At 72.2% G+C, this 13,977-nt stretch carries 11 protein-coding genes; 10 read left to right on the forward strand and 1 reads right to left on the reverse strand.

Annotated elements, in window-relative coordinates:
* Positions 1 to 36 precede the first annotated feature (36 nt).
* The 9 genes from ASE43_RS11565 (at position 37) to ASE43_RS11605 (ending at position 12,809) form a co-directional block, all read left to right on the forward strand.
* A complete protein-coding gene (locus ASE43_RS11565; protein ID WP_082576491.1) occupies positions 37 to 1,074 on the forward strand; it encodes a MoxR family ATPase in 1,038 nt (345 codons plus the stop codon).
* Between the two features lie 51 nt (positions 1,075 to 1,125).
* Positions 1,126 to 2,022, forward strand: coding sequence for a DUF58 domain-containing protein (locus ASE43_RS11570; protein WP_057160555.1), 897 nt, complete (start codon positions 1,126 to 1,128; stop codon positions 2,020 to 2,022).
* Entirely contained in the window at positions 2,022 to 2,477 is a 456-nt protein-coding gene (locus ASE43_RS11575) for a DUF4381 domain-containing protein (protein WP_057160556.1), read from the forward strand. Before ASE43_RS11570 ends, ASE43_RS11575 begins: the two co-directional genes overlap by 1 nt.
* Positions 2,477 to 3,493, forward strand: coding sequence for a VWA domain-containing protein (locus ASE43_RS11580; RefSeq protein ID WP_057160557.1), 1,017 nt, complete (start codon positions 2,477 to 2,479; stop codon positions 3,491 to 3,493). Before ASE43_RS11575 ends, ASE43_RS11580 begins: the two co-directional genes overlap by 1 nt.
* Positions 3,490 to 5,232, forward strand: a complete 1,743-nt coding sequence (locus ASE43_RS11585) for a VWA domain-containing protein (RefSeq protein WP_057160558.1) — start codon at positions 3,490 to 3,492, stop codon at positions 5,230 to 5,232. Before ASE43_RS11580 ends, ASE43_RS11585 begins: the two co-directional genes overlap by 4 nt.
* A gap of 14 nt (positions 5,233 to 5,246) precedes the next feature.
* Positions 5,247 to 6,953, forward strand: a complete 1,707-nt coding sequence (locus ASE43_RS11590; RefSeq protein WP_057160673.1) for a BatD family protein — start codon at positions 5,247 to 5,249, stop codon at positions 6,951 to 6,953.
* A 45-nt stretch (positions 6,954 to 6,998) separates the two neighbouring features.
* Positions 6,999 to 8,330, forward strand: a complete 1,332-nt coding sequence (locus ASE43_RS11595) for a dicarboxylate/amino acid:cation symporter (protein WP_056179337.1) — start codon at positions 6,999 to 7,001, stop codon at positions 8,328 to 8,330.
* Between the two features lie 197 nt (positions 8,331 to 8,527).
* Positions 8,528 to 10,528: a transketolase gene (gene tkt, locus ASE43_RS11600; protein ID WP_057160559.1), complete on the forward strand. Its 2,001-nt coding sequence runs from the start codon at positions 8,528 to 8,530 to the stop codon at positions 10,526 to 10,528.
* A gap of 196 nt (positions 10,529 to 10,724) precedes the next feature.
* Positions 10,725 to 12,809, forward strand: a complete 2,085-nt coding sequence (locus ASE43_RS11605; protein WP_235568705.1) for a tetratricopeptide repeat protein — start codon at positions 10,725 to 10,727, stop codon at positions 12,807 to 12,809.
* A 9-nt stretch (positions 12,810 to 12,818) separates the two neighbouring features.
* Here the strand turns inward: ASE43_RS11605 and ASE43_RS11610 are convergent, their stop codons facing one another.
* Positions 12,819 to 13,295: a hypothetical protein gene (locus ASE43_RS11610; protein ID WP_056179344.1), complete on the reverse strand. Its 477-nt coding sequence runs from the start codon at positions 13,293 to 13,295 to the stop codon at positions 12,819 to 12,821.
* A 302-nt stretch (positions 13,296 to 13,597) separates the two neighbouring features.
* On the opposite strand from ASE43_RS11610, the gene ASE43_RS11615 reads away from it, so the two are divergent.
* Entirely contained in the window at positions 13,598 to 13,933 is a 336-nt protein-coding gene (locus tag ASE43_RS11615; RefSeq protein ID WP_057160561.1) for a hypothetical protein, read from the forward strand.
* The last annotated feature ends 44 nt before the right edge of the window (positions 13,934 to 13,977 follow it).

The following is a 13,977-nucleotide window of genomic DNA, read 5'->3' on the forward strand; positions in this document are numbered from 1 at the left end:
GGTCAAAATCGGACTTCGCCCCGCGTCGGACCCTCGATGGATACCCCCGAAAGCCTCGCCGGCCCTGCGCCGGACCGTACGCCCGTCCTCCCCGACGCCGAATTGGCGCGCCTGCACGACGCCTTTCGCGGCCTGCGCGAGGCGCTCGCGGCCGAGATCGTCGGCCAGGCGGCGTTGATCGAACGCCTGCTGATCGCCCTGCTCGCCGACGGCCATCTGCTGGTCGAGGGCGCGCCCGGTCTGGCCAAGACCAGTGCGGTGCGCGCGCTGGCGGCGCGCCTGGAGGCCGACTTCGCGCGCGTCCAGTTCACTCCCGACCTGCTGCCGGCCGATCTCACCGGCACCGAGGTCTGGCGCCCGCAGGACGGCCGCTTCGAATTTCAGCCCGGGCCGATCTTCCATCCCATCCTGCTCGCCGACGAGATCAATCGCGCTCCGGCCAAGGTCCAATCGGCGCTGCTGGAGGCGATGGGCGAGCGCCAGGTCACGGTCGGGCGCGCGACCTACGCGCTGCCCTCGCTGTTCCTGGTGATGGCGACCCAGAATCCGATCGAGCAGGAAGGCACCTTTCCCCTGCCCGAAGCCCAGCTCGACCGCTTCCTGATGCACGTGCGCATCGGCTACCCGGAAGCCGCGGCGGAAGCCGAGATCCTGCGCCTGGCGCGCGAGCGCGCGCGCGATTCGCTGCGCGCGACGGCGCCGATCGAAAACCGGATGCCGCTGACCGACGTGTTCGCGGCGCGCGCGGCGGTGCTGTCGCTGCACGTGGCGCCGGCGGTGGAGCGTTATCTGATCGAACTGGTGCTGGCCTCGCGCGACGCCGCGCGCTACGACGGCGCGCTCGCGCGCCGGATCGCCTGGGGCGCGAGCCCGCGTGGCTCGATCGCGCTGGAGCGCTGCGCACGCGCGCACGCCTGGCTGGCCGGTCGCGACTACGTGACCCCGGACGACGTGCGCGCGATCGCGCCCGAGGTCCTGCGCCATCGCATCCTGCCCAGCTACGAGGCCACCGCCGAGGGCTGGGACGGCGATCGTCTGGTCGCCGAGCTGCTGCAGCGCGTGCCGCTGCCTTGACGGCCGGGATGGCGCGTTCGTGATCCGGCATCGGCCCCCGAGTAGCGGCGGATGAGCGACGGCATCGTTCCCGACCTGGCCGAGCTGGTCGCCTTGCGCGCCGCCGTCGGCGGCCGCCGCAACGCGCGCCTGGGCCGCCACGGCGTGAGCGGGCATGCGCTGTCGCCCCTGCGCGGACGCGGCATGGAGTACGCCGAGTCGCGCGAGTACTCCAACGGCGACGACGCCCGCCACATCGACTGGCGCCTGACCGCGCGCACCGGGCGCGCCCACACCAAGCTATTCCAGGCCGAGCGCGAACGCCTGAGCCTGATCGTCGCCGACACCGCGCCGGCGCTGTACTTCGGCACCCGCGTGCGCTTCAAGTCGGTGCAGGCCGCGCGCGCGGGGGCGATCGCCGCCTGGGCCGCGGCGCGCGACGGCGACCGCATCGCGGCTTTGCGCGGCAGCCTGCGCGAGGCGCCGGTGCCGCCGGCCTCGGGTCCGCGCGGCGCCCTGCGCGCGCTGGACGCGCTGGTGCGCTGGTACGCGCGCCCGCCCGAAGACGACGCCGGGCTCGCGGTCGCGCTGGATCACGCCGAGCGCCTGCTGCGGCCGGGGTCGCGGCTGGTGGTGCTGGCCGATCCGCGCAGCCTGGCGCTGGTGCCGGAGCGGCGCTGGCCGGCGTTGGCCCAGCACCACGAAGTGATCGTGCTGTTGTTGACCGATCCGCTGGAACACGCGCCGCCGTCGTCGGCCTTGGCCTTCCGCAGCGGCGAGCGCCGGATCCAACTGGATCTGGGCGTGCCCGCGCAACGCCAGCGCTGGGCCCAGGAGTTCGCCGCGCCGGTCGCGGCGGCGCTGGAAACCCTGCCGCTGCGCGGCGTGCGCGCGCAAGCCCTGTCCACCGACGCGCCCAGCGAGTCCTGGTTGCCTTTGCTGGGCCGGGCGCGGCCGCTGGTGGCGTGATGGCCGATCCGACCCTGCTGCTGCGCGATGTGCACGACAGCGCGGCGCCCTCGTGGTGGCCGCCGGCGCCGGGCTGGTGGATGGTGTTCGTCGCGGTGGCGCTGATCGCCGCTGCGGTGTGGTTCCTGCGCGCGCGCCGCCTGCGCAAGCGGCGCACGGCCGAGCGTTTGTTCGACGACGCGATCGCGGCCGCGGCCACACCGGCGGCGCAGGTCGCGGCGATGTCGGAACTGCTGCGCCGGGCCGCGCGCCGGCGCGACGGCGCGGCCGATCGTCTGCAGGGCGAGGACTGGCTGGCCTTCCTCGACCGCGGCGCGAAGTCGGCGCAATTCGTCGAGGCCGCGGGCCGGCTGCTGCTGGACGGCGGTTTCCGCCGCGACGTCGATCCCCTGCATGTGGAAGCGCTGCGCGAGCCGGTACGCGCGCGTTTCCTCGAACTGATGGGCGTGCGCTGATGGACGCGCTGATGCGAGCGCTGAGCGACGCGCGCGATGTGTTCGCGTGGCCGTGGTGGCTGCTCGCCTTGCCGCTGCCGTTGCTGGCGCGCTGGTGGCTGCCGGCGGCGCGCGATGGCTCGGCGGCCTTGAAGGTGCCGTTCGGCGAGCGCCTGGATGCGGTCGCCGCGGTCGGCGGCCACGGCCTGCGCGGGCGCGGCCCGGGCTGGCTGATGTGGGCGACGTGGATCCTGTTGTGTGTGGCCGCCGCGCGCCCGCAACAGCTAGGCGACGCCGTGCAACCGCCGCAGGTGGGACGCGACCTGATGCTGGCGCTGGACCTGTCGGGCAGCATGCGCGAGCCGGACATGGAACTGGGCGGGCAACCGGTGGACCGCCTGACCGCGGCCAAGGCCGTGCTGTCGGATTTCCTCGACCGTCGCGTCGGCGACCGCGTCGGTCTGCTGGTGTTCGGCCGGCGCGCCTATGCCTTGGCGCCGCTGACCCTGGACCGGGCGACCGTGCGCGACCAGCTCGCCGACAGCGTGGTCGGCCTGGCCGGCCAGGAGACCGCGATCGGCGATGCGATCGCGCTGGCGGTCAAGCGCCTGCGCACGCAGCCGGCCGAGCAGCGCGTGCTGATCCTGCTCACCGACGGCGTCAACACCGCCGGCGCGATCGAACCCAAGAAGGCCGCCGAACTCGCCTCGGCCGATCAGGTGCGCGTGCACACCATCGCCTTCGGCGGCGACGGCGCCCTGTCCCTGTTCGGCATCAAGCTGCCGATGCCGGGCGCCGGCGACGACATCGACGAGACCACCTTGCGCGCGGTCGCCAAGCAGACCGGCGGCCGCTTCTTCCGCGCCCGCGACACCGCCGAGCTGGCCGGCATCTACGCCGAGATCGACCGCCTGGAGCCGATCCAGCGTCCCGGCCAGGCCGTGCGTCCGCGCATCGAGCGTTACGCCTGGCCGCTCGCCGGCGCGTTCGCGCTGGCGCTGCTGGCGTTCGCGCTGCAGGGGAGGCGACGCGCATGAGCGACTGGTTGAGCGGCTTGGCGAGCGCGTTCTCGCACTTGCATCTGCTGCGCCCGCACTGGCTGTGGGCCTTGCTGGCGCTGCCGCTGCTGGCGTTGTGGTGGCGCGCGCGTCGACGCCGCGCCAACGCCTGGCGCGACGCGGTCGATCCGCACCTGCTGCCGCACCTGCTCGAGTCCGGGCAGGACCGCCGCACGCGCTACGGCGTGTGGCTGGCGATGCTCGCCGGCGTGCTGGCCGTGCTCGCGCTGGCCGGCCCGAGTTGGCGCCAGACCGAACAGGCGCTATGGCAAAGCCGGGCACCGCTGGTGATCGCGTTGGACCTGTCCAGCGCGGCGCTCGCCGCCGATCTGCCGCCTTCGCGCCTGGCCCAGGCGCGCGCCAAGATCGCGACTCTGCTGCGCGAGCGCGACGGCGGCCAGGTCGGCCTGGTCGTCTATGCCGGCGACGCCTACACCGTGGCTCCGCTGACCGACGACGTCGCCAACGTGGCGCTGTTCCTGGACGCGCTCAATCCCGATGTGATGCCCGTCGACGGCCAGCGCGGCGATCGCGCGATCGCCTGGTCGGCGCGCCTGCTGCGTCGCGCCGGCTTCGAGCGCGGCGACATCCTGCTGCTCAGCGACCACAGCGATGCGCGCACGCGCGCGGCCGCGGCGGAAGCGGCGGGCGAGGGCTATCGCGTATCCGCGCTCGGCCTGGGCAGCGTCGCCGGCGCGGCGATCCGGCGCGGCGATGGCAGCATCGTCGGGGTCAAACTCGATCCCGGCTCGCTGCGCGATCTGGCCGCGGCCGGCGGCGGCGCCTATGCGGCCGTGGTCGGCGGCGACGAGGATCTGCAGGCGCTGGGCGTGCTCAAACCCAAGCCCACCGACGCGACCGCGGCCAAGGGCGAGAAAGGTCGGATCTGGCAGGACGAAGGCTATTGGCTGTTGCCGCCGCTGCTGCTGCTCGCGCTGTTCGCGTTCCGTCGCCGTGGCGGCAGCGCGCTCGCGGTGCTGCTGCTGTGCGCATGGTGGCCGCTGCAACCGGCGCGCGCGGCCGACCTGTGGCAGCGCCCCGATCAGATCGAGCACAAGCGCATGCAGGAGGGCAGCCGCGCCTACCGCGGCGGCGACTACCCGCGCGCGGCGCAGTTGTTCCGCGGTTCCGACACGGCCGACGCGCACTACAACCTCGGCAACGCGCTGGCCAAGGCCGGGCAGTACCCGCAGGCGATCGCGGCCTACGATCGCGCCTTGCGCCTGCAGCCGGGCATGCCCGACGCCCTGGCCAACAAGCGTGCGGTCGAGGCGGCGATGAAGCGCAAGCCGCCGCCGCAGGACAAGTCCAAGCAGAACCAGTCCTCGCAGGGCGGCAAGGGCCAGCCCCAGCAGCCGCAGCAGGATCCGCAGCAGGGCCAGCAGAAACAGCAGAAGCCGGCGCCGGGCCAGCAGAAACCCGAGCGCGACGAATCCGCCTCCAAACCCGAGCAGGACCCGGCCGCCGCGGCCAAGGCCCAGGAGCAGGCCGACCGTGCCCAGCGCGAGCGCATGCAGCGCGCGCTGCAGCAACAACCTCGCGGCGAGCAGCCGGCGCAGGCGCGTGCGCGCGGCAAGGAAACGCCGCGGCAGCGCGAGATCCGCGTCGCCAACGAAGCCTGGCTCAAGCGCGTGCCCGACGATCCGGGCGGGCTGCTGCGCGAGAAGTTCCGTATCGAGCACGAACGCCGCCAAGTCCTGGGCGAGCAAGGAGATTGACCGCGATGCCGCGCATGCCATCCGCCCACGTCCGCACCGCCGCCGCGTTCGCGCTGTGGCTGCTGCTGTGCGCCGTCAGTTTCGGCGCGATCGCGCAGCCGCGCGCCTGGCTGGATCGCGACAGCATGAACGCCGGCGAGACGGTCACGCTCAATATCGAGACCACCTCGCTCAGCGGCGCCGGCCCGGATTACGCGCCGCTGGCCAAGGACTTCGAAGTCAGCAACAACACCAGCCGGCGTTCCTTCGAGCGCAGCAACGGCCAATTCGTCACCCGCTCGCTGTACGGCGTGGCGCTGCGCCCGCGTCGCGACGGGCGCCTGACCGTGCCGGCGCTGAGCGTGGGCGGCGAGCGCACTTCGGCGCTGACCCTGGTGGTCGCGCCGGTGGCCGCGCGCGCGCCGGCGCGCGCGGGCGACGATGTCTTCATCGAGAGCGAGGCCGACGACGCCGACCCCTATGTGCAGCAGGCGGTGGGCTGGGTGGTGCGGCTGTACTCGGCGGTGCCGATCGTGGCCGGCCAGCTCGATCAGCCGGCACCGGAAGGGGCCTCGTTCCAGCGCGTCGGCGACGATGCCCAGTATTCGCGCGAGCTCGGCGGGCGCCGCTACAACGTGGTCGAGCGCCGCTACCTGCTGGTGCCCGAACGCAGCGGCGAAGTGACGGTGCCGGGCGCGCGCTTCGAGGGCCGCGGCGCGCCCAGCTTCTTCGAGGACATGTTCGGCAGCAACGGCGACAGCCTGCGCACCGCCGCCGCCGCCAAGCGCCTGCAGGTGCGGGCGATGCCGGCCAACGCGCCGCAGCCCTGGCTGCCCTTGCGCGATCTGCAACTGCGCTACCAATCCGCGCCGCAGGACCTGCGCGCGGGCAGCGCCGCCACCCTGACCGTCGAGGTCAGCGCCGACGGCGCCACCGCCGCGCAACTGCCGGAGCTGCAGCTGCCGCCGATCGACGGCGTGCAGGTGTTCGCCGAGCCGCTGCAGTCGGACGAGAACTTCGTCAACGGCCGGCCGCGGGTCAAGCTCACGCGCAAGTTCTCGCTGGTGCCCACGCGCACCGGCGATGCGCGTCTGGACGGGCTGCGCCTGGCTTGGTGGGACGTGGGCAGCGGCAGCGCGCGCACGACGCAGCTGCCGGCACTGAGCTGGAAGATCGCGGCCGCCGACGGTTCGACCCCGGCGCCGTTGCCGGCGCCGGCCGGCGCCGATGCCAAATCCGCTTCGACCGCTTCGCCGATCGCGGCGATCGCCCAGGACCCGGCCGCGCGCTGGTGGGCGCTGGCGGCGCTGGTGTTCGCGGCGCTGTGGCTGGCGACCCTGGTCTGGGCGCTGCAGTTGCGCGCGCATCCGGCGCCGGCGCGCACCGGCGCGGCGGCCTTGCCCGCGGCCACGGGGGAGGGTGCCGCGCAGCCGATACCTGGCTCGGGCCGACGCGGCTCGCTCAAGCAGGTCCTGGACAGCGGCGATTTCGGCGAGGTCGCGGCCGCGCTGTGCGCGCTCGCGCAGCCGCCGGCGGCCGATGTCGACGAACTGATCCAGCGTCTGGACGATCCTGCCCAGCGCGCGGCCTTGCAGGCCATGCAGCGCGCGCGTTGGGCCGGCGGCGACGGCCCGGCCGCGCGCGCGCAACTGCGCGCCGCGTTCGCATCCGGCCCGCGTTGGCGTGCCGCCCCCGCGCAGCTGGCCTCGCCCTTGCCGCCGCTGTACCCGCCGGGACGGTGACCGGGCTGGTGTACTCTTTCCGGCTGACGCACCCGGGAGTACCGCATGAGCCACGCCAGCCTGCCTGACGCCACGCCGTCCAAGGGCATCCCCCTGCACATCAAGGTGTTGATCGGTTTCGTCCTGGGCGCCGTGATCGGCCTGGTCGCGCACTTCGTCGCGCCGGGCTCGCCGCTGGTGTTGGGGCTGGTCGCTTACGTCGCGCAGCCGATCGGCCAGATCTTCCTGGCGCTGCTGTTCATGCTGGTGTTGCCGCTGATGTTCTCGGCGCTGGTGCTGGGCGTGGCCGAACTGGGCGACGTCGCCAGCCTCGGCCGGCTCGGCTGGCGCACCTTGCTCTACACCGCGGTGGTGACCCTGATCGCGGTGGCGATCGGCCTGCTGATGGTGAATCTGATCGGACCCGGCCACGGCCTGGACCGCGCCATGCTCGACCAGGCCATGGCCCAGGGCGCGCAAAAGGCCGGCGAGATCGCCGCCACCGGTCAGCAGATGGATTTCATGAAGCTGCTGCTGGGCATCGTGCCCAAGAACGTGGTCGCCGCCGCGGTCGACGACAAGCAGAAGCTGGGCGTGATGTTCTTCGCTCTGATGATCGGCATCGGCCTGGTGATGACGCCGACGCCGGCCACCAAGGCCTTCAAGACCGCGCTGCAGGGCCTGTTCGAGATCTGCATGCGCTTGATCGGCATGATCATCAAGCTGGCGCCGTACGCGGTGGCCTGCCTGATGTTCGCCCTGTGCGCGCAGTTCGGCTGGGAGCTGCTGCTGGTGCTGGGCAAGTTCGCCCTGACCGTGATCCTGGCGATTGCGGTGCACATGTTCATCGTGCTGCCGCTGTGGGTGAAGTTCGCCGGCGGCATGAGCCCGCGCGCGTTCTTCCGCGGCAGCGAGGAAGCCCTGCTGACCGCGTTCGCGACCGCGTCCTCGACCGGCACCCTGCCGATCACCCTGCGCGTGGCCGAGCAGAACCTGCACCTGCCGCGCAAGGTCTCGCGCTTCGTGCTGACCGTGGGCGCCTCGGCCAACCACCACGGCACCGCGCTGTTCGAGGGCATCACGGTGCTGTTCCTGGCCCAGGCCTTCCAGATCGAGCTGACCCTGGTCCACCAGATCATGGTGCTGGGCCTGTGCCTGCTCGGCGGCATCGGCACCGCCGGCGTCCCGGCCGGCTCGCTGCCGGTGATCGCGATGATCTGCGGCGTGCTCGGCATCCCGCCCGAGGGCGTGGGCATCATCCTCGGCGTCGACCGCTTCCTCGACATGTGCCGCACCGCCCTCAACGTCACCGGCGATCTGGCGACCGCGGTGGTGGTGGCCAATCGCAGCGGCGAACTCGCCGACGAGGCGCCGGAAGCGCCCGAAACCGTCGCCTGAGCCCGGCGCCGCCGTCCGGCGGCGTCCAGCCAGGATGCGCAAAGCCCGCTACGGCGGGCTTTGCCGTTTTCGGGCCCGGCCCGCGCCGATCCGGCGCGACAGGGCGGCGCGCGGATGGGACAATGGCCGGTCCGCCCGGCTGGTCCAGCCGCTCGCGCGGGCGCCTCCCGCCTCCAGAAGACCCCGTGCCCGACGCCATGACGACGCCCAGCCGCCGCGACCTCGCCAACGCCATCCGATTCCTCGCCATCGACGCGGTGCAGGCCGCCAACTCCGGTCATCCGGGCATGCCGATGGGCATGGCCGACATCGCCGAAGTGCTCTGGAACGATTACCTCAACCACAACCCGAACAATCCGAAGTGGTTCAACCGCGACCGCTTCATCCTCTCCAACGGCCACGGTTCGATGCTGCAGTACGCGCTGCTGCACCTGGCCGGCTACGACCTGTCGATCGAAGAGCTCAAGCGCTTCCGTCAGCTCGAGTCCAAGACCCCGGGCCACCCCGAGAACTTCATGACCCCGGGCGTGGAAACCACCACCGGCCCGCTCGGCCAAGGCTTCGCCAACGCCGTCGGCATGGCCTTGGCCGAGAAGCTGCTCGCACAGCGCTTCAACCGTCCCGAGCTGGCCGTGGTCGATCACCGCACCTGGGTGTTCATGGGCGACGGCTGCCTGATGGAAGGCATCTCGCACGAGGCCGCGTCGCTGGCCGGCACCTGGGGCCTGGGCAAGCTGGTCGCGTTCTGGGACGACAACAAGATCTCGATCGACGGCAACACCGACGGCTGGTTCACCGACGACACCCCGGCCCGCTTCGAGGCCTACGGCTGGCGCGTGATCCGCAACGTCGACGGCCACGATCCGGTCGAGATCAAGACCGCCATCGACACCGCGATGGCCAAGACCGACAAGCCGACCCTGATCTGCTGCCGCACCACCATCGGTTTCGGTTCGCCGGCCAAGGCGGGCAAGGAGTCCTCGCATGGCGCGCCGCTGGGCAAGGACGAAGTGGTCGCCACCCGCGAGGCCCTGCACTGGCCGCATCCGGCGTTCGAGATTCCCGAGCCGATCTACGACGGCTGGCGCGCGCGCAGCACCGGCCAGGTACGCGAGGACCAGTGGAATCGTCTGTTCGACGCCTACGCCGCGCAGTACCCGAACGAATCGGCCGAACTGGTACGCCGCTCGCACGCCGAACTGCCGCAGACCTTCGCCGCCGATGCCGACGCCTACATCGCCAAGCTGCAGGCCGACGGCCAGACCATCGCCTCGCGCAAGGCCTCGCAGATGGCGATCGAGACCTTCGCGCCGCTGCTGCCGGAACTGATCGGCGGCTCGGCCGACCTCGCCCACTCCAACCTGACCTTGTGGAAGGGCAGCAAGTCGGTCGCCAGCGACGATCCGAACGCCAACTACATCTACTTCGGCGTGCGCGAGTTCGCGATGACCGCGATCAGCAACGGCCTCAGCCTGCACGGCGGTTTCATTCCCTACGACGCCACCTTCCTGGTGTTCAGCGACTACGCGCGCAACGCCGTGCGCATGAGCGCGCTGATGGGCGCGCACGCGATCCACGTCTACACCCACGATTCGATCGGCCTGGGCGAGGACGGCCCCACCCATCAGCCGATCGAGCATCTGGCCAGCCTGCGCTACATCCCGCACAACGACGTCTGGCGTCCCTGCGACGCGGTCGAATCGGCGACCTCCTGGCGCGCCGCCATCGAGCGCAAGGACGGCCCGAGCTGCCTGATCTTCTCGCGCCAGAACCTCACCCATCAGCCGCGCAGCGACGAACAGCTCAAACAGATCGCGCGCGGCGGCTACGTGCTGCGCGACAGCGAGGGCGCGCCCGAGCTGATCCTGATCGCCACCGGTTCCGAGGTCGGCCTGGCCACCCAGGCCGCCGACGCGCTGAGCGCCGAAGGCACCAAGGTGCGCGTGGTGTCGATGCCGTCCAGCGACGTGTTCGATCGCCAGGACGCCGCCTACCGCGAATCCGTGCTGCCCAACGCGGTGCGCAAGCGCGTGGCGATCGAAGCCGGCGTGAGCGATTTCTGGCGCAAGTACGTCGGCCTGGACGGCGCCGTGATCGGCATCGACAGCTTCGGCGCGTCGGCGCCGGCCGAGGCGTTGTTCCCGCACTTCGGCTTCACGGTCGAGCGCGTGGTCGCGGCGGCGAAGGCGCTGGTCTGAGCGCAGGGGCCGCGCCGATGAGGCCGCCGGCACCGAAACTGTCGAACGCGGCTCGCGCAGCGCGAGCCGCGCGAGCCGCCGCCGTCGTGCAAGGGCGCGACGGTTGATCGTCGCGCCGGCCCGTAGACGGTGCTCGCCGCCCGCGCGGCGTCGGCCTCTCGCGCTGGCCGCGGCTTGCGCCGCGCTGTTCCTGATCGTGATCGGCGGCGCGTCCGCCGCGCCGCCGCGGGTGCTGTGCGATGCCGCGCCGACGCCGCGTCCGCTGCCGGATCCGGACACCTGCCCACGCCGGCTCGGCCTGCCCGCCACAGCGGCGGCGCCGACCGCGGCATCCACCGCCGAAGCCTTGCTCGCGCAGGCGCGCGAGCGCATCGGCGGCGGGCGTTTCGATGAGGCCGGGCAGGCCCTGGATTGCGCGGAGGCGACCCTGGGCCGCGACGCCGACTGGTCCTTGCACTACGAACTGGTGCGCCAGCGCGGCATCCTCGCGTATCGGCGCGAACTGATTCCCGAAGCCCTGAGCCGTTTCGAATGCGCGCTCAAACTCTCGACCGCGCACGAGGATCGTGACGCGATCGCGCGCGATCTCAAGAACGTCGGCAGCGCGCTGCGCCGGCTCGGCGATTTCCGCGGCGCCCTGCGCACGCTCACCGCCAGCCTGCGGATGCAACGCGCCCAGGGCGAAGTCGGCGGCGCGGTGCTCAACAACATCGCCGACGTCTATCGCGAGCTCGACGATTCCGATGAGGCGACCCGGCATTACCGCGAGGCGCTGGCCGCGTTCCGCGCCCAGAACAACCGCGTCGAAGCCGGCCACGTGCTGGAAAGCCTGAGCGAGCTCAGCCTGGACCGCGGCGACGCGGCGCAGGCGCAGCGCTGGCTGCAGGAAGCCTTGCAGACCTACCGCGAAGCCGGCAACCGCGCCTACGAGTTGCGCGTCTACGCCGGCCTGATGCGCACCGCCTTGTCGCGCGCCGACCTCGCCCAGGCGCGGCAGTGGCGCCAGGCCGCGTTCGCGATCGCGAGCGAGCACAAGCTCGGTCTGCCGGCCAGCCTGCAATTGCAGATCGCGCGCAGCGAACGCCTGGAAGGGCGCGCCGATGCGGCCGCCGAACGCCTGCGCGCGGCGATCGCGGCGCTGCCGGAAGGCGGCGTGGAACGCATCGCGCTGCTGGAGGAACTGTCGCTGGCGCAGGAGGCCGCGGGCGACCGCGCCGCCGCGATCGCGACCCTGCGCGGCGCCCACGAACAGGAACGCATGCTCAGCCGCGCGCAACAGGATCGCCAACTGGGCTGGCTGCGCACGCGTTTCGAAACCGCCGAACGCGACCGCACCATCGCCGGGCTGGAGAGCGAGAACCGCTTGCGCCGCGGCGAGCTGCGCCAGCGCACCTTGCTGCTATGGCTGACCCTGGCGGCGAGCTTGGCCGCGGCGCTGGCGGTGGGCCTGCTGTGGATGCGCCGGCGTCAGCGCGCGCGCCTGCTCGACGCCGAGCGCGAGGTGCGGGAAGAGGAGGCGCTGGCGCGTTACCGGCGCGAGACCGAGGCCCTGGCCGAAGACCGCAGCCTGTTGCAGGCCCTGTTGGACAGCCGCCAGGACGCGGTCTGCCTGATCGACGCCGAGGGCCAGGTGCTGGCTGCCAACCGCGCCGCCTGCGAACTGCTCGATGCCGACGCCGCCTCGCCGGTGGGCCAGGCCCTGGGCGACTACCTCGGCGAGGCCGATCGCGAAGCATGGGCGGCGGCGCTGGAGGGCATGGAGGACGCCAGCGAACAGACCCTGGCCTGCGCGCGTCGCGATGGCGCGATCCGTCTGCAGGCGCGGCTCACGCCCTGGCTGCGCGGCGACGGCCTGATCGTGCTGGGGCTGCGCGAGGATGTCGCCGGCGCGGTCGCGATGACGGGCTTGTCCGAAGCGACGGCCAACAGCGACGACTCCGCCCACGACGCGCACCTGCGCGAGGACTTCCGGCGCGCCCTGGTCGAACTGATGCTGGCGGTGGTCGAGAGCTGGGAGCGCAGCACCGGCAGCAGCCGATTGGAGCTGGCCGAACGCAGCCGCATCTGGCGGGTGACCGTCGACGACGGCCGTCTGCGGGTGCGGGCGATGGAGCGATATCTCAGCCTGGCGCGGCTGCCGCGGCGACCGCGTTGGCGCGACGTGCTGCGCTCGGCCTACTACGTGCTCAGCCACTGCACGATGACGGCCCAGGAGCGCGAGGACCTGCAGCGCCGGGTCGACGCGGCGCTGGCCTATACCCGGCGCCGCGCGCTGGTCTGAGGCGCGGCCTCAGCGATCGGGCAACAGCGGCGCGGCCTCGACCCGGTTGTCGACGCAGACCACGCACACGCCCTGCAGGTTGCCGTCCTTGAAACGGTAGAGGTCGTGGTGGTCGCCGTTGTCGGGGCTGAAATCGACGGGCCCCTGCACGAACGGCACCGCCTGCGCCGCGGGGTCGGTCGATTTGACGCCCAGCGCCGAGCACTGGTCGTGCGCCGCCTCGTTGGCCCAATACCACTCGTCGACGATGCCGCAGGTCTTTTCCGGCACGCAGTAGGTCGCGCCGGCCGTGCCCAGCAGCGGCGCGTGCTCGGTGCGGTACTGCGACAACGCCGCCGGCGTGATGCTGAAGGTGCTGACGATCTGGGGTGCGGTGTTCGGGTCCAGGCACCACTTCTTGTTCTTGGCCAGAGGGTCGTGGGCGTGGGCGCCGGTGGCGAACAGCAGGCTGAGGCTGAGCAGGCAGAGCAGGCGATGGCGCGTCATGGCTCGGTCACGGTAGGTGGATGGCCCGCTCAGTGTAGGCGCCGGCGCGGTCGCGGCTCCAACGGTTTCGGGGGCACAAACGGGGTACGAATCCGCGCCAAGCGATTGATTCTTCGAAGCATCGGCGCGATTCGTTCCCGCCGCGGTCCGGTTTGGTCCCGTGCGCGCACTGGCCGCCGGCTGGCGCCGCTCCTAGCGTGATCGGACCCGGTCGGCCGCCGATCACGCGATCGCGCCGCCGGCCTCGGGGCCCGCACCGACCCAAACCGCCGTCGCCACGGCGGTCCCACCTGGAGATCGCTATGAAGCTGAAGTTGTTCAACCTGGGCCTGATGACGACCGTGCTGCTCGGTGTCGGCCTCGCCTCCGACCCCGCCAGCGCCGCCAACGGCATTCCCGGCCGCGTCATCAGCCAGCCCGGCAAGCCGGCCGATCCGCAGTTCGGCAACTGGCGTGGCAGCTACTACAAGGACCAGACCGTGTGGGGCGACGGCATCGAGCACATCGGCGAAGTCGGCACTACCCTCCGCAGCGTCTACTACGTCTACGGCACCGCGTACCAGGACTGCCACAGCGCGCTGATCGCGGAAATGAACGCCGCCTACGCCACCGGCTGGACCGACTGCTCGCAGCTGTAATCGTTTTGGGGAGTCGTCTCGGGGGATCGCGCGCCGTCCCCGCG

It is taken from the genome of Lysobacter sp. Root983 (assembly GCF_001429345.1).
GTDB lineage: Bacteria > Pseudomonadota > Gammaproteobacteria > Xanthomonadales > Xanthomonadaceae > Lysobacter.

What these genes read in the sequence shown, in the direction of transcription:
- tkt (WP_057160559.1), top strand. Translation starts at nt 8,528, where the DNA reads ATGACGACGCCCAGCCGCCGCGACCTCGCCAACGCCATCCGATTCCTC.
- ASE43_RS11585 (WP_057160558.1), top strand. Translation starts at nt 3,490, where the DNA reads ATGAGCGACTGGTTGAGCGGCTTGGCGAGCGCGTTCTCGCACTTGCAT.
- ASE43_RS11610 (WP_056179344.1), bottom strand. Translation starts at nt 13,295, where the DNA reads ATGACGCGCCATCGCCTGCTCTGCCTGCTCAGCCTCAGCCTGCTGTTC.
- ASE43_RS11595 (WP_056179337.1), top strand. Translation starts at nt 6,999, where the DNA reads ATGAGCCACGCCAGCCTGCCTGACGCCACGCCGTCCAAGGGCATCCCC.
- ASE43_RS11615 (WP_057160561.1), top strand. Translation starts at nt 13,598, where the DNA reads ATGAAGCTGAAGTTGTTCAACCTGGGCCTGATGACGACCGTGCTGCTC.
- ASE43_RS11565 (WP_082576491.1), top strand. Translation starts at nt 37, where the DNA reads ATGGATACCCCCGAAAGCCTCGCCGGCCCTGCGCCGGACCGTACGCCC.
- ASE43_RS11570 (WP_057160555.1), top strand. Translation starts at nt 1,126, where the DNA reads ATGAGCGACGGCATCGTTCCCGACCTGGCCGAGCTGGTCGCCTTGCGC.
- ASE43_RS11575 (WP_057160556.1), top strand. Translation starts at nt 2,022, where the DNA reads ATGGCCGATCCGACCCTGCTGCTGCGCGATGTGCACGACAGCGCGGCG.
- ASE43_RS11580 (WP_057160557.1), top strand. Translation starts at nt 2,477, where the DNA reads ATGGACGCGCTGATGCGAGCGCTGAGCGACGCGCGCGATGTGTTCGCG.
- ASE43_RS11590 (WP_057160673.1), top strand. Translation starts at nt 5,247, where the DNA reads ATGCCATCCGCCCACGTCCGCACCGCCGCCGCGTTCGCGCTGTGGCTG.